The organism is Staphylococcus sp. AntiMn-1, assembly GCF_001663395.1.
Taxonomy (GTDB): Bacteria; Bacillota; Bacilli; order Staphylococcales; family Staphylococcaceae; genus Staphylococcus; species Staphylococcus equorum.
Window position 1 is genome coordinate 220,546 of sequence record NZ_CP012968.1, and the last position, 25,139, is coordinate 245,684.

The window sequence follows — 25,139 nt, forward strand, 5'->3', positions numbered from 1 at the left end:
TAGTTATAATAATTTTTAAGCAAGCGATTTCATTAAGAGGGGGATTCAAAATGAAAGTAGAAGTATACAAAGGGGAAAATGGAAATTTTAACCTTAAAGACTATGAAAAAGAGTACGCTAATTTTGACTGGAAAGAAATAGAAAAAGCATTTTCATGGTCAGAAACTGGTAAGATCAATATGGCACACGAGTGTATTGATCGCCATGTGGATGAAGGTAATGGTGAAAAAGTTGCGTTACATTATAAAGATGATAAACGTAAAGAAAGTTATACTTTTGAAGAAATGAAATCAAATTCTAATAAAGCGGCAAATGTATTAAAAGATAAAGCAAATATTGAAAAAGGTGATCGTGTTTTTGTATTTATGCCTAGAACGCCAGAACTTTATTTTGCTTTATTCGGTATATTAAAAATAGGTGCAATTGTAGGACCATTATTTGAAGCATTTATGGAAAAAGCTGTTGCAGATCGACTAGAAAATAGTGAAGCAAAAGTGATTGTGACAACGAATGCATTATTGCCACGTATTCCTAAAGATAAATTACCACATTTAGAAACGATTGTAGTTGTAGATGAGGAAGTAGAAAGTGAATATGTTGATTTTAATAGTGAATTAAAAAATGCTAGTGATCAATTTGAAACAGAATGGCTAAACTTAGATGACGGTTTGATATTGCATTATACTTCAGGTTCAACAGGCCAACCTAAAGGCGTGCTACATGCTCAAAAAGCTATGCTCGTTCATTACATTTCTGGTAAATATGTACTAGATTTTAAAGAAGACGATGTATATTGGTGTACTGCTGACCCTGGATGGGTAACAGGTACTTCATATGGTATTTTCAGTCCTTGGTTAAATGGTGTGACAAATTGTATTGTTGGTGGTAGATTCTCACCTGAAGCTTGGTACGGTATGATTGAAGAGTATAAAGTTACAATATGGTACACAGCGCCAACGGCATTAAGAATGTTGATGAGTGCAGGCGATGATGTTATAGACAAATACGACTTATCATCACTAAAAAGTATCTTATCCGTAGGTGAACCACTTAATCCTGAAGTCATTAAATGGTCCAAAGATGTCTTTGGCAAACGTGTCTTAGATACGTGGTGGATGACTGAAACAGGGGGCCATATGATTGTTAACTATCCATCCATGGATGTTAAATTAGGCTCTATGGGTAAACCTTTACCAGGCATAGAAGCATCTATTGTTGATGATCAAGGTAACGAGTTGCCACCGAATCGAATGGGTAACCTCGCAATTAAAAAAGGATGGCCATCTATGATGGTTTCCATTTGGAAAAATCCTGAAAAATATGACTCATACTTCATTGGTGATTGGTATGTTTCTGGAGACTCTGCTTATAAAGATGAAGATGGTTATTATTGGTTCCAAGGTCGTGTAGATGACGTTATTATGACTGCAGGCGAACGTGTCGGTCCATTTGAAGTCGAATCAAAATTAGTGGAACATGAATCGGTTGCAGAAGCAGGTGTGATTGGTAAACCAGACCCAGTAAGAGGAGAAATTATTAAAGCGTTCGTTGCTTTACGACCTGAGTATGAAGCATCAGATGAACTGAAAGAAGAAATTCGTGTATTTGTCAAAGAAGGTTTAGCCGCACACGCTGCACCACGCGAAATAGAATTTAAAGAAAAACTTCCTAAAACACGTTCTGGTAAGATTATGCGTCGTGTCCTTAAAGCTTGGGAACTTGATTTACCTGAAGGCGATTTAAGTACAATGGAAGACTAATTAAACAAAATAGTAGTTTAATCAGAAATAGCTAACCTGTATTTCCAATTTAAAATTAAGCAAGTTATTTCCAGACTCCCTTTATATCATCAACTTTAAGTATGTGTTTATTCGACACACTAGAGATTATGATGATATCTAGGGAGTTTTTTGGTGTAAAATAACATTTTCAGCGTAACATAGGACACATAAGGTGAAAATATTCACTAATTATTTTGAAAGCGCTGTCTCTGTTAATCGACAACACAACATAAGTTAGTTAATATTAATATGTAAGGATTTATTTTTATCAGTAGCATATATGGGAAATATATTTATTGATTTAAAATTTATTTAAGAAGGGGCGAACGAATTTGGCACACTTATCTGATTTAGATATTGCAAATCAATCAACATTAAAACCGATTGGAGATATTGCTAAACAGGCGGGTATCCCTGCAGATGCATTAGAACCATACGGGCACTATAAAGCTAAAATTGATATTAATCAAGTTCAACAAAAAAATGGTAAGGGTAAAGTAGTATTAGTTACTGCGATGAGTCCAACGCCAGCAGGTGAAGGTAAATCAACAGTTACAGTTGGATTAGCAGACGCATTCAACGAACTTAAGAAAAGCGTCATGGTAGCGTTACGTGAACCGGCTTTAGGTCCTGTTTTCGGAATAAAAGGTGGTGCAACTGGTGGTGGCTATGCACAAGTATTACCAATGGAAGATATAAATCTACACTTCAATGGCGACTTCCACGCAATCACTACTGCAAATAATGCACTGTCAGCATTTATTGATAACCACATGCATCAAGGTAATGAATTAGAAATCGATCAAAGACGTATTGAATGGAAACGTGTTTTAGACATGAATGACCGTGCATTACGTAACGTAAATGTAGGTTTAGGTGGACCAACGCAAGGGGTCCCAAGAGAAGATGGTTTTAATATTACTGTTGCTTCTGAAATAATGGCAATTCTTTGTTTATCTAATGACCTTAATGATTTAAAAGCAAAAATCAGTAGAATTACTATAGGTTATACTAGATCACGTAAACCTGTTACTGTAGCTGACTTAAAAGTAGAAGGCGCATTAGCGATGATTCTTAAAGATGCAATTAAACCAAACCTAGTACAAACAATTGAAGGCACACCAGCTCTTGTACATGGTGGGCCATTTGCAAATATTGCACATGGTTGTAATTCAATTTTAGCGACAGAAACTGCGAGAGATTTAGCAGATGTCGTTGTAACTGAAGCAGGCTTTGGCTCAGATTTAGGCGCTGAAAAATTCATCGATATTAAAGTACGTGAAGCAGGATTTGAACCTTCAGCAGTTGTAGTAGTTGCGACAGTTCGTGCGCTTAAAATGCATGGTGGTGTAGCTAAAGACAACTTAAAAGAAGAAAATGTTGAAGCGATTAAAAAAGGTATCGTAAACTTAGAACGCCACGTTAAAAATGTTAAAAAATATGGTTTAGAACCTGTAGTTGCATTGAATGCGTTCGTACATGATACTGAAGAAGAAACACAATATGTACAACAATGGGCAAAAGAGAATGGTGTGAGACTTGCTTTAACTGAAGTATGGGAAAAAGGTGGCAAAGGTGGTGTCGATCTAGCGAATGAAGTGCTAGAAGTACTTGATGAACCACAAGATTTCAAACATTTATATGAATTAGATTTACCACTTGAAGAAAAAATCGAAACAATTGTTAAAGAAATTTATGGTGGATCAAAAGTCACATTTAGTAGTAAAGCACAGAAACAGCTTAAACAGTTTAAAGAAAATGGCTGGGATAACTATCCAGTATGTATGGCTAAAACACAGTATTCATTCTCAGATGATGCAACACAATTAGGCGCACCTGAAGGTTTTGAAATCACTATTCGTGAATTAGAAGCTAAAACAGGCGCAGGATTTATAGTTGCATTGACTGGAGCAATCATGACTATGCCTGGTCTCCCTAAAAAACCAGCAGCATTAAACATGGATGTTACTGATGATGGACATGCAATTGGACTATTCTAAATTTTAACTATTATATGATACAAACATATTAAAAATAGCTGTAAGGAAATCTATAACGATAGATTTCTTCACAGCTATTTTTTATTTGCCTGAGTAGTTTATGAACTAGCCATTTTATTTTGTCATTAAATGTTGTTTGATATCGTATTTTTCAGCCTTTTTAAAATCATAAGCAGTAATTTCACCTTCAACCAACATCCGTTTGAGCACATAGAGTTGGCGATCCAAACCAATCTGTATCTGAGCGTCAGATTTGAGTGAACCATCCGTGTCATAAGGGGTATAATAATAAGGGCTTTGTAAAAGTCCAATCAGATAGGCTGATTCAGCAATATTTAAGTTTGTAGCGGCTTTTCCAAATAAACTATAAGATGCTGAAGCGATACCTGTGATATCAGAACCATTATAATCACGTCCAAAAGGCACGATATTCAAATAAGTATAGATAATTTCATCTTTGGTTAAAATCTTTTCAGTTCGCATAGATAAGATAAGTTCATTAGCTTTGCGATTATATGTTTTTTCATTTGTCAGTAGTTGATTTTTTACGAGTTGCTGGGTGATGGTACTACCTCCAGTTGCAGCTTCTGTATTAAATATATCTTGCCCAACTGCTCGAATGATAGCTTTTGGTAAAATACCATTATGATAGAAAAATAAGCTGTCTTCTGAAGAAGTCAATGCCTTTATCACGTTGCTATTTACATGTTTAGGTCCTACAATGAGTGAATTTGTCGATTTATTGTATTCTGCTAAAATATGCTTATTGTTATAATTTATATCTTGGTTACCAGCAATGCTCAGCAATTTTGTACGTAATTCATTATCTGACATGTTTACAGATTCATCAGTCAAACTTTGGAAATAAAATACTGATATGGCCAATAAAATAATAAAGGTACATGCGAAAATTGCAAACAAGCCAATGAAAAGATGCTTTAATTTTTTATAGATAATTTCAAATTTAGAGAATTTAGAGTTATGTAAATGATTGTGAACATTATTTTCATGTGTTTGATTTTCCATGTTTGACCTCCTTACGTATGCAATATTATAACATAATAAATGATGTTGACTTTTAAAATAGAGTTACTTATAATTAATATCAATTCGATATCGTTTTTGGATAAAGGAGAAGTAACATATGGTGTCATCTTCAGAGAGTTAGTGGTTGCTGTGAACTAACGATGATTAATATGTGAATACACCTTAATGATTTCAATCATCCAAACGTTTAAGTTAATGAACGTATCATTAATAAAGTTGTTTGACTTAGAGTATGGTGGTACCGTGCGCATGCGCCCTTACATTAATTTGTAGGGGCGTTTTTTTATTTTTTAAGTGTTATTCGGTCGTACTTGCTAAAAGTGACTTGAACTTTGGACGGTATTTAAAATCTATTCAAAATAATATCTTAATAAATATAGGAGGTAAATACAATGACAAATGCATTATTAGAAGATTTAAAATGGAGAGGCTTAATTTATCAACAAACAGACGAATCTGGTATAGAAAATGTATTAAATAAAGAACAAGTTACATTATACTGTGGTGCCGATCCAACTGCAGATAGTTTACACATCGGTCATTTATTACCATTTTTAACTTTACGTAGATTCCAAGAACATGGGCATCGTCCACTTGTATTAATAGGTGGGGGAACAGGAATGATTGGTGATCCATCAGGTAAATCTGAAGAACGTGTCTTACAAACAGAAGAACAAGTTGAATTAAACGTACAGGGTATCAGTGAACAAATGCATAAAATTTTTGAATTTGGTACTGATAAAGGTGCTAAACTTGTTAATAATAAAGATTGGTTAAGCCAAATTTCATTGATTGATTTCTTAAGAGATTACGGTAAACATGTCGGTGTAAATTACATGTTGGGTAAAGACTCAATTCAAAGTCGCTTAGAATACGGCATTTCGTTCACTGAGTTCACATATACAATACTCCAAGCAATTGATTTTGGTCATTTAAACAAAACTTACAATTGTAAAGTACAAGTTGGTGGTTCTGATCAATGGGGCAATATCACAAGTGGAATTGAATTAATGCGTCGTATGTACGGTCAAACAGAAGCATACGGACTGACGATTCCTTTAGTCGTTAAATCAGATGGTAAAAAATTCGGTAAATCAGAAGGTGGCGCAGTTTGGTTAGACGCTACAAAAACGAGTCCATACGAATTTTACCAATTTTGGATTAACACTACAGACGATGATGTAATCAAATTCTTGAAATATTTTACATTCTTAGAAAAAGAAGAAATTGAAGCATTAGAAAAATCCTTAAATGAAGCACCGCATTTACGCGAAGCACAAAAAGCTTTAGCAGAAAATGTCACACGTTTCATCCATGGTCAAGCTGCATTAGATGATGCAATTCGTATCTCAAAAGCATTATTTGCAGGTGACTTACAATCATTGTCAGCTTCAGAATTAAAAGCAGGATTCAAGGATGTGCCACAAGTTGAATTGAGTAAAGAAACTACAAATATTGTTGAAGCGATTGTTGAAACTGGTATTTCATCATCTAAGCGTCAAGCACGTGAAGATGTGAATAATGGTGCAATTTATATCAATGGTATAAGACAACAAGATGTGAATTATGAATTAAACGATGACGATATAATCGAGAATGAATTTACTATTATTCGTCGTGGTAAGAAAAAATATTTCATGGTTAATTATAAATAATATTTGAAGATAGATAGATGAATAACGTGATATATATATAAATTATCGTCAAAACAGCCGACAAAACCTTATGATTTTGTTGGCTATTTTTGTGTAAGTTTTTCTTGGAATAGACTCATCTTGGATTCCTCTGCGAGTGTATTTCCTGTAGTAGTAGGCCTAAAGCATTGTCAATTTTTAAAATGAAAATTGTCATTTTGTATACTTTATGTAGTATTGAACTAAACATACTTTATACTGAAACAAATATTATTAGAGAACTAGATAAGGATAATTTATAAAATATAAAAAACCAATCAAGTAAACTAATCTTACTTGATTGGTTCAAAATAACTATTAAGTTTAAGTTATTGTTTTAATTAAATGGTGCAGGACTTTCATTTTCTTTTTCAGATGACTCTGAAGATGTTGATTTTTGTTCTTTTAATGGTACTTCCACTGTTTGCTCCTTACCATTTCTTTCAATAGTCATTTCTACTGAATCACCAGGTTTTTTATTTTCATATAAATAAGAGCGTAAGTCAGCATCTTCTTTGACTTTTTTATCATCTATCGCAGTGATGATATCACCTTCTTTAAGCTCGTTATCAGCATGAACTTTGGCAATATAGACACCATCATTGCGTTTTGTATTCAGTTCTTCTTTATATTGTTCTGGTATCTCACTTACATTAAGTAAACTAATACCAATGGAAGGGCGCTCAATCTCGCCATTTTCTACAAGTTCTTTAATGGTAACTTTAACTTCATTACTTGGGATTGCAAAGCCAATACCTTCAACTTGTTCACTTGCAATCTTCATTGAGTTAATACCTACGAGATTACCATTAATATCTACGAGTGCACCACCGGAATTACCAGGATTGATTGCCGCATCTGTTTGCAATACGTTTACTTTATTCGTACCAGCAGATGTTTTCGTATCAATTGTACGTTCGCTAGCAGAAATAATGCCTGAAGTCACTGAGTTAGCAAATTCTAGACCTAGGGGATTACCCATTGCAAAAACACTATCTCCTGTATTTACTTTTGAAGAGTTGGCAAAGTCAATTGCTTTAGTGCCTTTCGTATCATTGATTTTTAGTACTGCTATATCAGTTAAGGCATCTTTGCCTACTAATTTCGCATCGACTTGTTTAGAATTGTGCAATTGTACCTTGATTTCATTCGCACCATCGATAACGTGATTATTCGTTACGATATATGCAGAACCATTATTTTTTTGATAAATGACACCTGATCCAACACCAGCTTCTTCTGATTTAGAAGAATCACCTTTTAGCAAACTATCTAAATTTTGAGCTTTTTGCATATTAATAACACCTACAATAGCAGGGGAGACATCGTTAATCATTTGGTTCACAGAATCATATTTTTCACTTTTTCCATCGAGTGTATTGCCACCATTACTACTATTAGAAGCTTCTTGAACGGAAGAACCGTTATCATTTAAGCCTGTGCTTTCCATGATTTTCCCAATACCTAATACCAAAAGTGCGCCTATAATACCGGCAACTAAGGCCACAATTATCGTTTTAAACCATGGGAATTTGGTTTTGTTTTTTGACCTTTTATTGTGAGCTTGTTCCGGTTGTTGCGGCTGCCGAGGGTTTTGTGTTTCATTAGAGTTATGATCGTTATTAAAATCTGACATACTTTACCTCCGATTTATTCTATATAACCTATTATGATAGGTTTATACAACTTTTTCTAGTATAGCACTATACAACTTTAGACTGAAATATAAATATTCTTGTTCATAAGGTGACTAAATGATAGAATCAATAGGTAAATATAATGGAAAATGAAGTAGGTGGAGAAATGTATAAATTCATTAGCGGTTTGTTAAATATAATTATTACTAAGCTAAGTAAATCATTAGAAGTGCAAGGTAAAGAAAATATACCTCAACTTCACAGATATGTAGTGACTTGTACGCATGAAAGCTATAATGAAGTTATCATGTTAGCTACTGCGATTTACCCAAATCAAACACATTACATGGCGAAAAAAGAGTTATTCAATAATAAATGGTTTGGTAAGTTTTTAACTTCTTTAAATGCTTTTCCTGTAGATAGAGAAAATCCAGGACCTAGCACATTGAAAAAACCGGTTAAATTATTAAAAGAAAATAAAACAGTAGGAATATTCCCAACTGGTCATCGCATGAAGTATGATGAGGGATCACCTATGAAACGTGGCGCAGTAACTATTGCTTTGATGGCCCAAGCTCCTATTTTACCAGCTGCATATGTAGGACCTAAAGAAATTAAAGGACTTGTTACGGGTAAAGCGATTGTTAAATTTGGGGAACCTATCGAAACGAAGCATTTACCAAAAAACATGAAGCGCAATGAAAAATTAGAATATTTAACAAAAGAATTAGAAAGCAGAACGACACAATTACAAAATGAATTAAATGATTATGTGAATCATAAATAGTAAGTTTCAATATTTTTTAAATAGTTAGACATTTTAATTTATATACGAATTTTTTTAAACTTGTGTTATTATGTAACTGTACAATGACAGCAAGTAAAACGTTTACAAACACCACGTGGACATATTGTGCATGTGGTGTTTGTTTGTGTAAATATCTATTTTGAAATGGGGAATTGTTATGTTTAGTTTCTTTCAACGTCTTGGTAGGTCTCTTATGCTTCCTGTTGCAGTGTTACCAGCCGCCGCAATTATTACGGGTATCGGTAACGCATTAACAGCAATGGGAGTCTTACCAACGGTAGCAGCGTTTTTCTCTTCTGCCGGTTCGACGATTCTTGAACAACTAGGTATTCTTTTTGCAATTGGGGTAGCATTAGGAATGGCTAAGAAAAATGATGGCGCAGTAGCACTCGCGGCTGCAGTAGGTTTCTTTTTAACTACAGTTGTTTTAAGTCCAGCAAAATTAGCACCATTATTAGGTGTTAAAGAAACAAGCGTAAACGAAGCTTTTGAACAAATGAATAATTCTAACGTGTTTATTGGTTTATTGATTGGTTTAATCGCAGCGTATACTTACAACAAATTTAGTAAAACTGAATTACCTACAGCGTTATCATTCTTTAGTGGTAAACGTTTAGTACCAATTTTAACAGCATTCTTTAGTATTATATTGGCCGTATTGATGTTATTTGTTTGGCCATTTATTTATTCAGCAATTGTAATATTTGGGACATGGATTTTAGATTTAGGTCCAGGAGGTGCTTTCTTATATGGTTTCTTTAACAGATTATTGATACCGACTGGATTGCATCACGCGTTAAACTCAGTGTTTTGGTTTGATTTAGCAGGTATTAATGACATTGCTAAATTCCAAACTGGTGATGGTGCAGTACATGGTATTACAGGACGTTATATGGCTGGCTTCTTCCCAGTAATGATGTTTGGTATCCCGGCTGCAGCATTAGCGATGTACCATACAGCAGAATCTAAACAGAAAAAACGTGTTTATGGTTTAATGTTTGGTGGCGCAGTTTCAGCATTCTTTGTTGGGGTTACTGAGCCAATTGAATTCTCATTCATGTTTGTGGCACCAGTGTTATTTGTGATACATGCATTTTTAACTGGTTTATCCATGTTTATAGCAGCATTGTTCGAGTGGACAGCAGGCTTCTCATTTAGTGCTGGTTTAATAGACTATGTATTATCATTAATTAATCCTGTATCAAGTCAACCATACATGTTGTTAGTACAAGGACTTGTATTCTTTGTTATATATTACTTTGTATTTAGATTTGCTATTAAAGTATTGAAATTAAATACACCTGGTCGTGGGGATAACTTACTAGCAGATCCAACTTCTGATGAAGCGTCAACGGGAGATGTTGCAGATTCAGAAGGAGCAACTACAACGACAACTAATAAATATACAAATACAGCAAGCCAAATTTTAGATGGATTAGGTGGCAAAGAGAATATTTCATCATTAACAAACTGTGCTACTAGATTACGCATGGAATTACATGATAATAGCATTATTGATGAAGCTAAGATTAAGGGGCAGGAGCTGTCGGTGTGACAAAGAGTGGTAAACATAATGCCCAAGTTATTATCGGCACTCAAGTTCAGCAAGTAGCTGATGAAATTGAAGTACAAATGGAATCAGAGCAGCAAAAATAATGGAGACGCAATAATATCTAAATAAGTTTATTTTAGGATACGCCTAATCATAGTTATCACTGAAAAGTGGAACTTTGTAAGGCGTATTTTTTATCTAAAAAAATTAAATATTTAACGATATGATTTGTTTGATAAAATGATGAAAATACATTGCTCTTTTCATGGGTAAATAGTACGATGAACTAGTATCAGAATTTTCTGATTTAAGGAGAGTAGATGACATGAAGTCGGTATTATTTGATGTTGATGGTGTTTTTTTAAGTGAAGAAAGGTGTTTTGATGTATCTGCATTAACGGTTTACGAAATTCTTATGAGTAAAGATTATATGGGCTTAGATCCATCTATACAATTTGATGATTTAAGTGATCAACAAATTACTGAAATAAGAGAAATCGTATTCTACCATGATGAAATTTTAACTAAGTTAAAGTCACTTGGATTAAATTCAAATTGGGATATGTTATTTGTAGTTGTAGCCATTCACTTTATTGAAATATGTAAAACATTACCCCAAGAAAAATTAGTGGAAGTTTTAAATCCAGAAAGCTTTAATCAAGAAACATTGCAACAAATTGGTGGAAATATTTTTGATATAGAATTGAACTTTGAGTCACCATTATCGTTTTTAGATGGTATAAGTTCAGGAAAAGATAATATTTATCAAACACTTGTTACGCATGCTGGTGATCAGTTAAATACAAAGCAAACAGCATTATTTGAACTGAAAAGTCCGTTTTGGACGCTAGCTCAAGAGGTTTACCAAGAGTGGTACTTAGGTTCTAAGTTATTTAACGAAGTAGAACAAAAGCCTAACCGTACAGAATTTAAAGAAGGTTACATATATAACGAAGTTGTGTTAAGACCTGTAACTGAAATTAAACAGTTATTAACAGATTTGAAAGCTGCTGGCTATCATATAGCCATTGCAACTGGTAGACCTAGAACAGAAACATTAGTGCCATTTGAAGCAATTGGTATCAAAGATTTATTTGATGATTTACATATTGTTACTGCAAGTGAGGTATTAATCGCTGAGGAACAATATCCTAAGTTAAAACCATTAGGTAAGCCTAATCCGTTTAGCTATTTAGCAACATTAGAAGGTAATCATTTAAAAAATTATGAAAAATATGCTACAAATCAAGAAAATCGTGTTAATAAAGATGATGTTTTTGTGGTAGGAGATTCATTGGCAGATCTGTTAAGTTCTAAAAAAATAGGGGCGACTTTCATTGGTCCATTGACAGGTTTGAAAGGACAGAATGCACGTGAAGAATTAGAGTCTTACGATGCTGAATATATCGTAGACCATGTAGGAGATATTAGAGAAATATTATTGTAATTAAAAGATACTACGCTTATTATTTGATGACTAAATAATAATGCGTCAGTATCTTTTTTTATTGCTAACAAAAAATACCAATCCATTAGAAAACTAATAGATTGGTATTTTTAATTTAAGCAATAAGGTGTTTATATTCTAAGATCTTTTATGATGATTCAATATTTAAATATTGTAGTTTGCATCACTTTGAATATTCAGTTCAACGCTTCGTATCAAATTAAATCCTTCAATTTGATATAATGCATCAATAACATCTGGTGTAACAGGGTGGTCAATTGATAATACCATTAGGGCGTTACCACCTTGGTTTGTACGACCAAGGTGCATTGAAGCGATATTGATATCATATGTGCCAAGAATTTGTCCTGTGCGGCCTACAATGCCTGGTCTATCGTTATGATTTATTACTAGTTGGTGATGTTCTGGTTTAAAGTCTACTGGATAATCATTGATACGTACGATTCTTGGACCATAACCATTGAGTACAGTTGCGCCAAGTTTAATTTGAGTATCTTTATTAATTAATGTTAATTCTATATAGTTACTAAAACCACGATGTTTTGTATTCTTTTCAATATTATAAGATACACCTTGTTCGTTTAAGAGTACTAAGGCGTTGATTAAGTTTACACGTTCTGCTAAATCTTGACGTAAGACGCCAGATACAAGTGTTCTTGTAATCAAACTTGTATCATCTAATGCAATGTCACCTTCATATTTGATTTGTAGTTCGCGAGGTGCTTTTTCAAGTAATTGAATACCGACTTCACCAGTCATTTTACTTAATTCAATATAAGGCTTCAATTCATCATTGATTTCACTGTAAGTCATTTTTGGTGCGTTAATCGCGTTTAAGACGTTACCATTTTCGAAAATTTCAACGATTTCATTTGCTACTGAAACAGCCACTTTTTCTTGAGCTTCGACAGTCGATGCACCTAAATGTGGTGTAACAATAATTTTATCGTTATCAACAAGAGGGGACTCAGTTGCTGGTTCGCTTTCAAATACATCTATTGCCGCACTTTGAATTTGATCATTGTTTAAAGCGTCTAATAGCGCTGTTTCATCAATAATACCACCACGTGCTACGTTAATAATTTGTAACGTTGGTTTTGCCTTTTCGAAAAAGTCTTTACCAACGATACCTTTAGTTTTTGGAGTTAATGGTGTGTGTACAGTAACGAAGTCTGCTTGTTCAGCAATTTCTTCAACTGTTGCACGTGTGACATTTAGTTCTTTTGCTTTATCTTCAGATAAGTAAGGGTCAAAAGCTAAAATATGCATACCGAAACTTTGTGCACGTTTTGCAACGCCTAAACCAATTCTACCAGCACCGATGACGCCAAGCGTTTTATTATAAAGTTCTGTACCTCTATATGTTTTACGGTCCCATTTTCCATTTTTCAATGATTGATGTGCTTGTGGGATATTACGTGCCATTGATAAAATCATAGCCATAGAGTGTTCAGTAGCAGAAATAGTATTACCATCTGGTGCATTAATTACGATAACACCATTTTTGGTAGCTGCATCGACATCAATGTTGTCTACACCGACCCCAGCTCTAGCAATAACTTTTAGATTTGGTGCTGCTTCAATCATTTCTGCAGTGACTTGTGTTTGGCTTCTAACAATTAAGCCTTGATAATCACCAATTTTTTCAACGAGTTCGCTTTCATTTAATTCTGTATTGATTTCGACTTCGAAGTCTTTATGGTCAATTAAACTTTTTAAACCTTCTGGTGAGATTGGATCAGATACTAAAATTTTATACATATGCTTTTACGACCTCCATGTACTGAGTAATTGCTGTACCAATATATGATTCTTTTCTGAATTCAGTTAATAGAATTTCTAATGCTGATACGACTTGTAAAATATCAAAAGGTGAAATTTGACCCATATGACCTATGCGTAGAATTTCTCCTTTTAGATGACCTTGTCCACCTGCAATCGTTATAGCAAAACGGTTTTTAAGTTCATTTTTAATGAAGTTGAGTTCTTCTTTTGATTTAGGCACAAAGGCCGTAACAGTAGGTGAAGCAAACTCATCTTGGACTAATAAATCTAAGCCTAGTGAATCGAGTGATTTTCTTAAAGCATCACGTATTGCATAGTGACGTGCAATAACTTGGTCTAATCCTTCTTCTTCAACTAATTTGGCGTAGGCATTCACACCTCTAAATAACGAAACGTTTGGTGTGAAAGGTGTTGAATTTGCTTCTAAAGATTTCAAATATTTATTTAAATCTAAATAAAATCTTGGCGTCGTAACTTGGCTAAATCGTTCTTTAGCACGATTATTATAAGCTACAAACGCTAAACCAGGAGGCAACATAATAGCTTTTTGACTACCAGAAATAAGCACATCAATCTGATCTCGTTGTAAGTCTACATCAACTGCACCGATACAACTCACGCCATCAACAATAAAGTAAATCGATTCGTCGTATGCTTTAAGGGCATGTCCTAATTCATGGACAGGATGCAACACTGTAGTGGATGTTTCACAATATTGACTATAAACTGCTGTAATATCTGTGTTCAATGATTTTAAGAAGTCAATAAATTCAGGCACGTTTACAGCCTTGCCCCATTCGACTTCAAAAATATGTACGTTTTCGTAATATGTTTCTGCAATTTGTTTGAAACGATTACCAAAAGCACCTGAAACAATGATAACAATGTTGTCATCAGGATTTGCAATATTTAACATGCTTGCTTCTAAAGAGCTTGTCCCACTAGAAGTTAATATCATTACGTCATTTTGCGCACCGAATATTGGTTTTAGAGCACGAAATGCTTCTTCAGCAATTGTTTCAAAGTCACTTGATCTGTGTCCGACCATTGGTGACTGTGTTGCGTGTAAAATTTCTTCTGGTACTGGCGTTGGTCCTGGTGTAAGTAACATAGGACGATAGTATTTCATATGTGATTCCCCAATGCTTATGATTGTCTTAGTTTAGCAAATTTTCAGAAAATATAAAAGTGCAAAAGTTAAAAGATTATGTAAATAAACAAAATAAAATATCATGAAAGGGCATACATTGTTATCGCATTCATATTCCGTCATATATAAAATTTTTTTAAATTATTTTATTTTTGGTTCTATTTTTACAGTGACATTACCTTTAATTGAATTTGAAATCATACAATTATTGTCTGCAACCTTTAAGAGTTTAGGTAATTTTCTTACTAAGCTATCTTTTTGTGCAGTTTCAACTTCAATAACAGGGTAGTGGATAATGTTGTCCATACGAAATTTGGCATTTTCAAATACAGCTGTACCTATAGAAGATTGTTGAATTTCTATATTATTAAAACCAGAACGTTCGAGTACAGCTGCAAGTGAGATAATATAACAAGAAGATGCAGCTGAAACTAATAATTCATCTGGGTTTGTACCAGTTCCATTGCCGCCTAAACCTGATGGTATAGATATTTGTTCATCTAATACGTCTCCGTTAAGTTGACCTACAGCTTCACGACCACCAGACCAATGTGTGTTTACTTTGAATTCATGTTGAACCATAACGATTGACCTCCAGTTGATTTATGATAATTTAAGTTTAGATGAAAATAAGATATAAAGAAAGAGGAGAGCAACTTTAATGACAATATATAATAATGAGAACAAGCTCATATTAGTGGCACATCGTGGTATTGCTACATATTTTCCTGAAAATACGATGATTGCTTTTAAAGCTGCACTTGTAAGTGATGTTGATATATTAGAAATAGATATACACAGGACATCAGATAACCATCTCGTAGTTATTCATGACGATTCGATTGATCGTACTTCGAATGGATCAGGAAAAATCAAGGATATGAATTTAGCGGAATTGCAACAATTTGATTATGGTATAACTAAAGATAAGCAATTTGCGGGAGCGACAATACCGACTTTGGATGAAGTAATTAATTTAATTCAAGATTATCATCAAAAGTTACTAATAGAATTAAAACAGCCACAGAATTATCCTGGAATTGAAAGTGAATTAATAGATGCATTAAATGAATCAGATTTACCAAAAAATAAAGTGATTGTACAATCATTCAATCAAAAAAGTATGAAAAAAATATTTGATATGAATGAAGGCTATGAACTAGGTGTATTGATTAGTAAAAAGAAATATTGGTATAAATTACCTCCATTCAAAAGCATTGCTGCCTATGCGGATTATGTAAATCCTAATTATGCTTTAGTTACAGAGAAGTTTTTAAAAAATGCACATCAGTATAAATTGTCAGTGATGCCCTATACAGTGAATGAGCATGAACAAGCAAAAGTATTGCAAAAACTAGGTGTAGACGGACTGATTTCAGATAATCCAAATGATATTTTATAAAAATGAAAATATTAAAAAAGCTTAAATGAATTTAAAGGGTTCATTTAAGCTTTTTCTAGTTTTAATAAAAATGAAATGTATACTATTTAATGTGAGATAAATCATTATCATGATGATTTACCCAATTCTTTTTTAATAATCCCATCACATGACAATCACTATATTCACCCCGAGTATAAAAATGTTCTTGTAATGTACCTTCGATGGAGAAGTTTTGTGCTTTATAAATATGAACAGCTTTTTCGTTGTTAACATCAACAAATAAATATATTTTGTGGAGATTAAGTACTAGGAACGCATAATCAATAGCCATTTTAAATGCACTTTTGGCATATCCCTTGCCACCATATTCTGAATCAATAATAATTTGAATTTCGCAGTTACTATGTATAAAGTCGATTTCAACTAATTCAACTACACCGATTCGTGTTTGATCTTTTTCAATAATAAATCTACGTTCAGTCTCATCTAATAAATGTTTTTTATATAATGATTGAAGTTCACTTAATGATTGATAGGGCTCTTCAAACCAATAAGACATAATGGAATATTCGTTATTTAAGTGATGTACAAAATCTAAATCTGTTTCTTCTAATGCTCTAATAATCAAATTTAACACTCCTTTATTCATAAGCATACAGTAATTATTATAAGAAAGTAAAAAGATATTGTGCCATGAGTGAGGGGGTTAAAAGGATTTCTACTTATAATTAAATATTTGGATGAAAGATGTTAATTATATAGTAATAAAAAAACCAAGAAATCCTCGAAAGGACTTCTTGGTTTGAAATTAAAACGCTTATCTTGAGTAGTACTCAACGATAAGTTGTTCGTTGATTTCAGCAGGTAATTCACTACGTTCAGGAACGCGTACATATTTACCTTTTAAGTTGTCTGCATCAAATTCTAAGTACTCAGGTACAAAGTTATTGATTTCAACAGATTCAGCAATGATATCTAATTTTAAAGATTTTTCACGTACTGAAATTTCTTGACCAGGTTTTAAAGTATATGATGGAATATCAACACGTTTACCATCTACTAAAATGTGACCGTGGTTAACAAGTTGGCGAGCTTGGCGACGCGTACGCGCTAAACCTAATGAATATACAACTGCATCTAAACGAGCAGCTAGTAATTGCATGAAGTTTTCACCATGGACACCATGTTGGTTACCAGCAATTTCAAATGAGTTACGGAATTGTCTTTCAGTCATTCCGTATAAATAACGTAATTTTTGTTTCTCACGTAATTGTAATGCATATTCTGATAATTTTTTACGTTGGTTAGGACCATGTTGGCCTGGAGCGTATGGACGCTTCTCTAATTCTTTGCCAGTACCACTTAATGAGATACCTAAACGACGTGATTTTTTCCAGTTCGAACCTCTAAATCGAGCCATAATAGACTCCTCCTTTTTCTCTTTTGTTGTTATGAAAAAACAAAAAAGAGTGTTGCATGCTTATTTGGATATATTGTTTTATGTATCCTCACCTCATAGCTACGGTTACACGACACGTCCGCGTTGGGAACAACATAGAGCCAACTAATAGGCAACTGCTAATTTCGTTTATTCACACAAACAACATTGTACCATGTTCTGAATTACTGTCAATAGTAAACCCAGATTTACCTATAGAAAGACGATTGTTAAATATTAAGCTATTTGCTGTTCTAGGATCTTAACAATTTCTTCTAAAGCAATTTTATCTGTGTTTGAAAAGCGATTTGTAATAGGGGCATCAATATCTAAGACACCAATGATTTGATTGTCTTTATGAATAGGAACAACAATTTCTGATTTACTATTCGCATCACATGCAATGTGTCCTGGGAAAGCATTAACGTCTTCAACGAGTTGTGATTCGTTTGTTTCTACAGCTGTGCCACATACGCCTTTGCCGATAGCAATATGTACACAAGCAGGATGACCTTGGAACGGTCCTAAGATTAATTCATTATTTTCTATTAAATAGAAGCCAACCCAATTAATTTGATCTAACGAATCATTTAGTAAAGCAGAGACATTGCTAAGTATAGCAATTAAATTTGATTCATCTTCGATTAGACTAGCAACTTGCTTTTGTAATAAATCGTAATTTGTTTCTTTTACCTCTGTCATATTAATAAAACCTCACTTTTTACTTTTCATTTAGTATAAAGACTGTTTTAATAGTAATCAATCAAATGATTTGTAAGGGCTTTTTTTAGTTGCAATATGATACATAATATTAACAGAGATAGATTTACTATGAAATTTAAAATATTATCAATGATTAATTCATTTTCTCTTTTAATGCATGGGTAAATTACGTTATAATGAATAGTGATAAAATAGGAGGAGAAAACATATGGTATTGTATATCATTCTAGCAATTATTGTTATTATACTGATTATTGTCGGTGTATTATTCTATATGCGTTCAAATAAAAGCCAAATGATTGAGAAGGCTGAAGAACGAAAATTACAAGTAGAGCAATTACCCTATGATGAAAGTTTATCTCAATTATCTGATTTAACTTTAACAGGTGAAACAAAATCTACTTATGATAGATTAAAACAAACGTCTTTAGATAGTAAAAATCAATATTTGTTACCATTAGAAGAAAAGATTCACAATGCGGAAGGTTTACTTGATAAATTTAAATTTTCGCAAGCGCAAACTGAAATTGATGAAGCACACGAATTAATGGATAAATACGAAGAAAATTACAATGTATTAACTACAGATGTCGAAGATATTATGGGCGTACATAAAGAGAGTGATCACTTATATGAAGAATGTAAAGTGGATTACCGAGAAATGAAGCGCGACGTGTTAGCGAACAGACATCAGTTCGGTGAAGCAGCAGCGCCGTTAGAACATGAAATTGAAGCATTCGTACCAGAAATGGAAAACTATGAATCATATAAAGCAGAAGGTAATTATGTTTACGCACATGAACATATCAAAACTTTAAATGAAGATATGAACTTTTTAAAAAAGGATATGTCAGAAATTCCTGAGTTAATCAGAGAAGCACAAAAAGAATTACCTGGACAGTTCCAAGATATGAAATACGGATGTAGAGATCTCAAAGTAGAAGGCTATGATTTAGATCATGTCAAAATTGATAGCACTTTACAAACGCTTAAAACAGAACTTAGCTTTGTAGAACCGATGATTAGTAGATTGGAACTTGATGAAGCGAATGAAAAATTAAATAATATTAACGATCGTCTTGATGAAATGTATGAATTAATTGAGCACGAAGTTAAAGCGAAAAATGAAGTAGAAGAATCAAAAGAAGTCATTACAGATAATTTGTTTAGAGCAAAAGAAATGAATTATACTTTACAAACTGAAATTGAATATGTACGTGAAAATTACTATATAAATGAAAGTGATGTACAGAATGTAAGACAGTTTGAAAATGAAATTCAAAACTTAATAGCTGTTTATGATGAAATTCTAAAAGAAATGGCCAAATCTGCAGTACGCTACAGTGAAGTTCAAGATAACTTGAAATATATCGAAGAGCATGTAGCTGTGATTAATGAAAAACAAGAAAAATTACAAAATCACTTAATTCAACTACGCGAAGATGAAGCAGAAGCAGAAGAAAATATCTTACGTGTACAAAGTAAAAAAGAAGAAGTTTATAGAAAACTATTAGCTTCTAACTTACCAAGCGTACCAGAACGTTTCATTATAATGAAAAATGAAATTGATTATGAAGTGCGTGAAGTAAACAAGAAATTCAGTGTACGTCCAATACATGTTAAACAATTGAAAGATAAAGTATCTAAAGTAGTGCTACAAATGAATAAATTTGAAGATGAAGCTACGGATGTGCTTGTTAATGCAGTTTATGCTGAGAAACTTATTGAATATGGTAACCGTTACCGTAAAGATAGTTCGAACATAGATAAAAGCCTTAATGAGGCTGAAAGACTATTTAAAAATAATAGATACAAACGTTCAATTGAAATATCTGAACAAGCTTTAGAAAGTGTTGAACCAGGAATTACCAAACAAATAGAGGATCAAGTTATTGGTTAAACTATTTAATTATTATAAATAACACCAGTAAGACACGAAATGAATTATGATTTCGTGTCTTTTCTTTTTATCAAAAGCGAGTATAATGCTTAAAGGGAAAGTATAAAATTAATTTTAAAATGACAGAAAAGTATTGTTATTAATGCAATAACTTAAATATAAATATAAAATTAGTATCACTTCTTAAATAAGTGTGTATGATAAAATGAAATGGAGTGAAAGAATTGATATATCTTGATAACGCCGCAACGACAAAGCCAAACCAAGACGTGTTGGATACTTATGTAAAAGTAAATCAATCATTGTATTCTAATGCTAATAGTCCGCATCAAGCCGGCTTACAAGCAGACCAATTGTTACAACAAACTAAAAAACAAATAAAAGATTTGTTTAATTTAGATGGAAAATTTGATATTGTTTTTACAAGTGGTGCGACTGAATCTAATAATATGGCGCTTAAAGGCGTAGCATATAAGAAAAAAGCATTTGCTAATGAAATCATCACTTCAGTACTTGAGCATCCATCTGTATTAGAAGTTGTACGTTCATTAGAAACGGAAGGGTTTATTATTAAATATGTTGATGTTACTGAAGAGGGTCAAATCGACTTGGACCATTTAAAAACATTGATGTCGGATGATGTTGCTATAGTAACCTGTATGCATGTTAATAATATTATGGGTCAAACCCAACCAATAGAAGAGGCTGCAAATATTGTGCACCAATATCCCAAGGCACATTTTCACGTAGATGCAGTACAAGCGATTGGTAAAGTGCCATTATGCTTTGAAGGTGTAGATACATTGAGTTTAAGTGGGCATAAATTTCACGGTTTGAAAGGGCAAGGTATATTATTTGTTCGAAATATTCATCAACTTGAACCTATTATTCACGGTGGTGGACAAGAGTATGGTGTGAGAAGTGGTACAGTTAATTTACCGATGAATATTGCAATTGTTAAAGCCATGAAAGCAGCTGTGAATCATACCACAGAACTTAACCATACTTTAAATGAATTTAATGCTGACTTACGTCAATTTCTTACAGGGTTTCACGGCGTCAAGCTGAATTCACCTCAAAATTCAGCGCCACACATTCTTAATGTTGGTTTATCAGGCGTAAAAGGTGAAGTATTGGTCAATGCATTTTCAAAACATAACATCATGTTATCTACCACAAGTGCATGTTCGTCTAAAAAAGCGAGTCTAAACGAAGTACTTTTAGCGATGAATGTGCCTAGAAAACAAATTGAAGGTAGTATCAGAATTTCAATGGGAGCCAATACGACTCAAGAAGATATTCAAACATTTAAAGATAATTTTTATAAAGTATATGAAGAAGTAAGGGAGCTGTTAGTATGATTTATGATCATATATTAGTAAGGTATGGCGAATTAACATTAAAAGGTGCAAATCGTAAAATATTCGTGAATAAATTACGCGCAAATGTTAAGCGTTCATTAATGCCATTGCAAGGCTATAAAGTAAAAGCGAATAGAGATAGAATGTATATTGAATTAGATGAAGGTGCAGACATAGATGAAATGTGTAATAGACTAAAAAAAGTATTCGGCATTTATTCTATTAGTCCTGTATTAAAAATTGATAAAACTGTAGAAGCGGCAAATGAACAAGCCGTTCAATTTGCAAAAGACTACGCAAACGGAGATACGTTTAAGATAGACGTGAAACGTTCAGATAAAAACTTTCCTTATGACACATATCAATTACAACGTGGCATTGGTGCTGCGGTATTAAATGCAACAAAGGATTTAACTGTCGATGTCCACAATCCAGATCACAATATAAAAGTAGAAGTGCGTTTAGATGCCATATATGTCTATGACAAAACTATAGCTGGACTTGGTGGCTTGCCAGTTGGAACAGGTGGAAAAACATTACTTATGCTCTCAGGTGGTATTGATTCTCCTGTAGCTGGTATGGAAGTCATGCGAAGAGGTGCGATGATTGAAGTAATTCATTTTCATAGCCCGCCCTTTACAAGTGAAAAAGCTAAAGAAAAAGTAATTGAATTAACACGTATTTTAGCTTCTCATGTAGGTCCAATTAAATTACACATTGTACCTTTTACAGATTTACAAAAACAAGTTAATAAAATTGTACATGAACGTTATACAATGACATCTACACGTCGAATGATGATGAGAGTAGCAGATAAACTTGTACATGAAATTGACGGACATGCCATTGTAAATGGTGAGAATCTTGGTCAAGTAGCGAGTCAAACTTTAAAGAGTATGTACGCAATTAATAGCGTAACTTCGACGCCAGTGTTACGTCCATTACTCACATTAGATAAAGAAGATATCGTTAAAAGAGCTAAAGAAATTGGAACTTTTGATGTCTCTATACAACCTTATGAGGATTGTTGTACTATTTTCACACCAAAAAATCCTGTAACTGAACCTGATATTGAAAAAGTGGAAAAATATGAAAATATTTTTGATTTTGAACCATTAGTACAACAAGCTGTGGATCAAATCGAAACAATAGAAATTTCAAATGACTACCAAAGTGATAAAGACTCAGAGACACAAACTTTGGCAGAGGATTTATTTTAAATACGAGTTTAAATTATAGTAAGCATCATTTAAAAAATATAAAACTTAGTTTTAGATGTTCAATTTATAATGAATAATCAGTTAACATGATTTAAACAGACAGGGGTTGGCGCATGTTAGAGTGGGACATTTCAATTGTAATTATCATCATACTTCTTGGATTTTTAGCAGCGTTTATTGATGCAGTTGTCGGTGGTGGGGGATTAATTTCTATCCCTGCACTTTTGGCAGTGGGTATGCCACCAGCTATGGCGTTAGGTACTAATAAATTAGCTAGTGCATTTGGATCGATGACCAGTGCATTTCGTTTTTTAAGGTCAGGCAATGTCGATCTGAAAGTTGTTGGGAAGTTATTCCCATTTGTATTCTTAATGGCTATGGGTGGTGCGAGCGTGGCGACATTTTTACCGTCTGAACTATTGAAGCCAGTGGTAATCATTATCTTAACGCTTGTCATGATTTATACATTAATGAAAAAAGATTGGGGTAGTATACGTACTTTTACAAAACTCACTACCGGTAAAGCTATAATATTTGCAGCTTTAATGTGCTTAATAGGTCTATATGATGGATTTTTAGGCGGCGGCACAGGTTCATTTATGCTTTTTGTTTTATTAATGTTTGGATTTGATTTTCTAGGTGCAGCAGGGAATGCCAAAGTATTAAATTTTGCATCCAATTTAGGGGCATTAATATTATTTATATTCTTAGATCAAGTCGATTATTTTTATGGTTTTATCATGGCTGGTAGTATGATTTGCGGATCATATTTGGGTGCTTTATTTGCAATTAAAAAAGGCGTTGGTTATGTCAAAGGTCTGTTTATTGTAGTTACTGCTATTTTAATTTTGAAAAATGCGTACGATTATTTAATGCAAATCATGTAGCAATTACAAAAATATATTAAAATAAAGTAGTTCTTATACAAGAGCCTCAACGCTTGTCTTCTTTTATTTGTCAGCCTTATAGAAGCGGGAATACGAAATCAAAATTTGATTTCGTATTCCCGCTCTTTTTTGTATACAGTTTTATAAAATAAGGCATAGTGTCACTTCGCATTATTAGTACTTTTTTACTGTAATTCTGATAAAACACTATTATATTTTAAAACTCTTTTAATATATATTTGGGATAAGGTATACATAGCTTAATTGATTATGATTAAATTGGGGATGGAGTTAAAAGGAAAATAAATTATGGGAGTGAGTGTAAATGTCGAAGAAAAGGATTATCGCAATCATACTTGCGGTTGTCATTGTGTTAGGCGGCATCGTGATGAGTTCAATTTCAGCGGTCTTTTCATCTTTATTTGATGAACAAGCTACATCTAAAATGGACCCATTTACAGAAAAAGTAGAAAAAGAGGGCAATTCAAGTAAACGAATTGCACATTTAACATTAGATGGCCAAATAGCTGAAGGTACAGGTGGAGGCATGTTTGGTGGCGGTGGTTACAACCATGAGGCGTTCTTAAAACAATTAGAAAACGTAAAAAATGATGACACAGTCAAAGGTATGTTGTTATCTGTGAATACTCCTGGTGGTGGCACATACCCAAGTGATGAAATTTATCAAAAGATAAAAGAAATTAAGCAAAAAGATAAAAAGATTTATGTACATATGGGTAGTATGGCAGCATCTGGTGGATACTACATTTCAGCACCAGCAGACAAAATATACGCAGGTCCTCAAACAATGACAGGATCAATCGGTGTTATTATGTCTAGTGTTGATTATTCAGAATTACAAGAAAAAATAGGCGTTAAAGAAAATGTTATAAAATCAGGAGATCATAAAGACATATTGAGTAGCTCAAGAGCTATGACAAGTGAAGAAAAAGATATTTTACAATCTGTATTAGATGATAGTTTTGATCGATTTGTGAATATAGTTAAAGACGGTAGGGATATGTCTGAAAGTAAAGTTAGAGAGTTAGCTGATGGACGAATCTACAGTGCACAACAAGCGGAAAATAACGGGTTAATTGACGAAATTGGTTATGAAGATGAAACGTTAAAAGCAATGAAAAAAGATATGAAAGCAAAAGATGCAGAAGTATTTGAGTATAGTGAAGAAGGTAGTTTCTTCTCATCGTTTAGTAATGCAAAAGCGAGTATTGCTCAATTTAAAAATGAATTCAATGAAGTTAAATCAATAATTAAAAATGATACTGAAGCTGAACCTATGTATCTATACGAAGGTTAGGTGTAAT

The 25,139-nt window shown here is 33.2% G+C and carries 19 protein-coding genes and 1 pseudogene; 12 read left to right on the top strand and 8 right to left on the bottom strand.

All coding sequences use genetic code 11. The features are described from left to right. The first annotated feature begins 50 nt into the window (after positions 1-50). Both acsA and AOB58_RS01225 read left to right on the top strand, forming a co-directional pair. A complete protein-coding gene (acsA, locus tag AOB58_RS01220) occupies positions 51-1,760 on the top strand; it encodes an acetate--CoA ligase (RefSeq protein WP_021339057.1) in 1,710 nt (569 codons plus the stop codon). 353 nt (positions 1,761-2,113) lie between these two features. Next, on the top strand, positions 2,114-3,781 hold the full coding sequence (locus AOB58_RS01225) for a formate--tetrahydrofolate ligase (RefSeq protein ID WP_064782824.1): 1,668 nt from the start codon (positions 2,114-2,116) through the stop codon (positions 3,779-3,781). A gap of 114 nt (positions 3,782-3,895) precedes the next feature. Here AOB58_RS01225 and AOB58_RS01230 read toward each other — a convergent pair whose 3' ends face one another. Continuing rightward, a complete protein-coding gene (locus tag AOB58_RS01230; protein ID WP_064782825.1) occupies positions 3,896-4,807 on the bottom strand; it encodes a transglycosylase domain-containing protein in 912 nt (303 codons plus the stop codon). A 413-nt stretch (positions 4,808-5,220) separates the two neighbouring features. Between AOB58_RS01230 and tyrS the strand changes: the two genes are divergently transcribed. Beyond that, complete coding sequence (tyrS, locus tag AOB58_RS01235; RefSeq protein ID WP_021339060.1) at positions 5,221-6,483, top strand: tyrosine--tRNA ligase; 1,263 nt, start codon at positions 5,221-5,223, stop codon at positions 6,481-6,483. 355 nt (positions 6,484-6,838) lie between these two features. On the opposite strand, the gene AOB58_RS01240 is transcribed toward tyrS, so the two are convergent. After that, positions 6,839-8,137 carry a S1C family serine protease gene (locus AOB58_RS01240; RefSeq protein WP_021339061.1) on the bottom strand — a complete coding sequence of 433 codons (1,299 nt, stop codon included), beginning with the start codon at positions 8,135-8,137 and terminating at the stop codon, positions 6,839-6,841. Positions 8,138-8,304: 167 nt separating this feature from the next. Between AOB58_RS01240 and AOB58_RS01245 the strand changes: the two genes are divergently transcribed. From AOB58_RS01245 to AOB58_RS01255, 3 genes and pseudogenes are all read left to right on the top strand, one after another. After that, positions 8,305-8,925 carry a lysophospholipid acyltransferase family protein gene (locus AOB58_RS01245; RefSeq protein ID WP_002512495.1) on the top strand — a complete coding sequence of 207 codons (621 nt, stop codon included), beginning with the start codon at positions 8,305-8,307 and terminating at the stop codon, positions 8,923-8,925. 178 nt (positions 8,926-9,103) lie between these two features. Next, positions 9,104-10,602: pseudogene (gene nagE, locus AOB58_RS01250) on the top strand (N-acetylglucosamine-specific PTS transporter subunit IIBC). Positions 10,603-10,823: 221 nt separating this feature from the next. After that, entirely contained in the window at positions 10,824-11,945 is a 1,122-nt protein-coding gene (locus AOB58_RS01255; protein ID WP_021339064.1) for an HAD family hydrolase, read from the top strand. 165 nt (positions 11,946-12,110) lie between these two features. On the opposite strand, the gene serA is transcribed toward AOB58_RS01255, so the two are convergent. From serA to AOB58_RS01270, 3 genes are all read right to left on the bottom strand, one after another. After that, a complete protein-coding gene (serA, locus tag AOB58_RS01260; protein WP_064782826.1) occupies positions 12,111-13,727 on the bottom strand; it encodes a phosphoglycerate dehydrogenase in 1,617 nt (538 codons plus the stop codon). Beyond that, a complete protein-coding gene (locus AOB58_RS01265) occupies positions 13,720-14,880 on the bottom strand; it encodes a pyridoxal-phosphate-dependent aminotransferase family protein (protein WP_064782827.1) in 1,161 nt (386 codons plus the stop codon). The genes serA and AOB58_RS01265 overlap by 8 nt, the downstream gene beginning before the upstream one ends. A gap of 162 nt (positions 14,881-15,042) precedes the next feature. Further along, entirely contained in the window at positions 15,043-15,483 is a 441-nt protein-coding gene (locus tag AOB58_RS01270) for an SACOL1771 family peroxiredoxin (protein ID WP_064782828.1), read from the bottom strand. A 79-nt stretch (positions 15,484-15,562) separates the two neighbouring features. Between AOB58_RS01270 and AOB58_RS01275 the strand changes: the two genes are divergently transcribed. Next, positions 15,563-16,303, top strand: a complete 741-nt coding sequence (locus AOB58_RS01275; RefSeq protein WP_064782829.1) for a glycerophosphodiester phosphodiesterase — start codon at positions 15,563-15,565, stop codon at positions 16,301-16,303. An 82-nt stretch (positions 16,304-16,385) separates the two neighbouring features. On the opposite strand, the gene AOB58_RS01280 is transcribed toward AOB58_RS01275, so the two are convergent. The 3 genes from AOB58_RS01280 to AOB58_RS01290 form a co-directional block, all read right to left on the bottom strand. Further along, positions 16,386-16,913, bottom strand: a complete 528-nt coding sequence (locus tag AOB58_RS01280) for a GNAT family N-acetyltransferase (protein ID WP_002507336.1) — start codon at positions 16,911-16,913, stop codon at positions 16,386-16,388. A 189-nt stretch (positions 16,914-17,102) separates the two neighbouring features. Next, positions 17,103-17,705 carry a 30S ribosomal protein S4 gene (gene rpsD / locus AOB58_RS01285; protein ID WP_002507337.1) on the bottom strand — a complete coding sequence of 201 codons (603 nt, stop codon included), beginning with the start codon at positions 17,703-17,705 and terminating at the stop codon, positions 17,103-17,105. 255 nt (positions 17,706-17,960) lie between these two features. After that, the gene (locus AOB58_RS01290; protein WP_021339067.1) at positions 17,961-18,425 is read right to left on the bottom strand and encodes a GAF domain-containing protein; all 465 of its coding nucleotides are present in this window, start codon (positions 18,423-18,425) and stop codon (positions 17,961-17,963) included. Positions 18,426-18,654: 229 nt separating this feature from the next. Between AOB58_RS01290 and ezrA the strand changes: the two genes are divergently transcribed. The 5 genes from ezrA to sppA all read left to right on the top strand — a co-directional run bounded on the left by ezrA (position 18,655) and on the right by sppA (position 25,132). After that, on the top strand, positions 18,655-20,346 hold the full coding sequence (ezrA, locus tag AOB58_RS01295; protein ID WP_002507339.1) for a septation ring formation regulator EzrA: 1,692 nt from the start codon (positions 18,655-18,657) through the stop codon (positions 20,344-20,346). A gap of 224 nt (positions 20,347-20,570) precedes the next feature. Further along, positions 20,571-21,707 carry a cysteine desulfurase family protein gene (locus tag AOB58_RS01300; RefSeq protein WP_056935725.1) on the top strand — a complete coding sequence of 379 codons (1,137 nt, stop codon included), beginning with the start codon at positions 20,571-20,573 and terminating at the stop codon, positions 21,705-21,707. Further along, positions 21,704-22,927, top strand: a complete 1,224-nt coding sequence (gene thiI, locus AOB58_RS01305; RefSeq protein WP_064782830.1) for a tRNA uracil 4-sulfurtransferase ThiI — start codon at positions 21,704-21,706, stop codon at positions 22,925-22,927. The genes AOB58_RS01300 and thiI overlap by 4 nt, the downstream gene beginning before the upstream one ends. Before the next feature lie 113 nt (positions 22,928-23,040). Then, a complete protein-coding gene (locus AOB58_RS01310; protein WP_021339071.1) occupies positions 23,041-23,814 on the top strand; it encodes a sulfite exporter TauE/SafE family protein in 774 nt (257 codons plus the stop codon). Positions 23,815-24,139: 325 nt separating this feature from the next. Next, a complete protein-coding gene (sppA, locus tag AOB58_RS01315; RefSeq protein ID WP_064782831.1) occupies positions 24,140-25,132 on the top strand; it encodes a signal peptide peptidase SppA in 993 nt (330 codons plus the stop codon). Positions 25,133-25,139 lie beyond the last annotated feature (7 nt).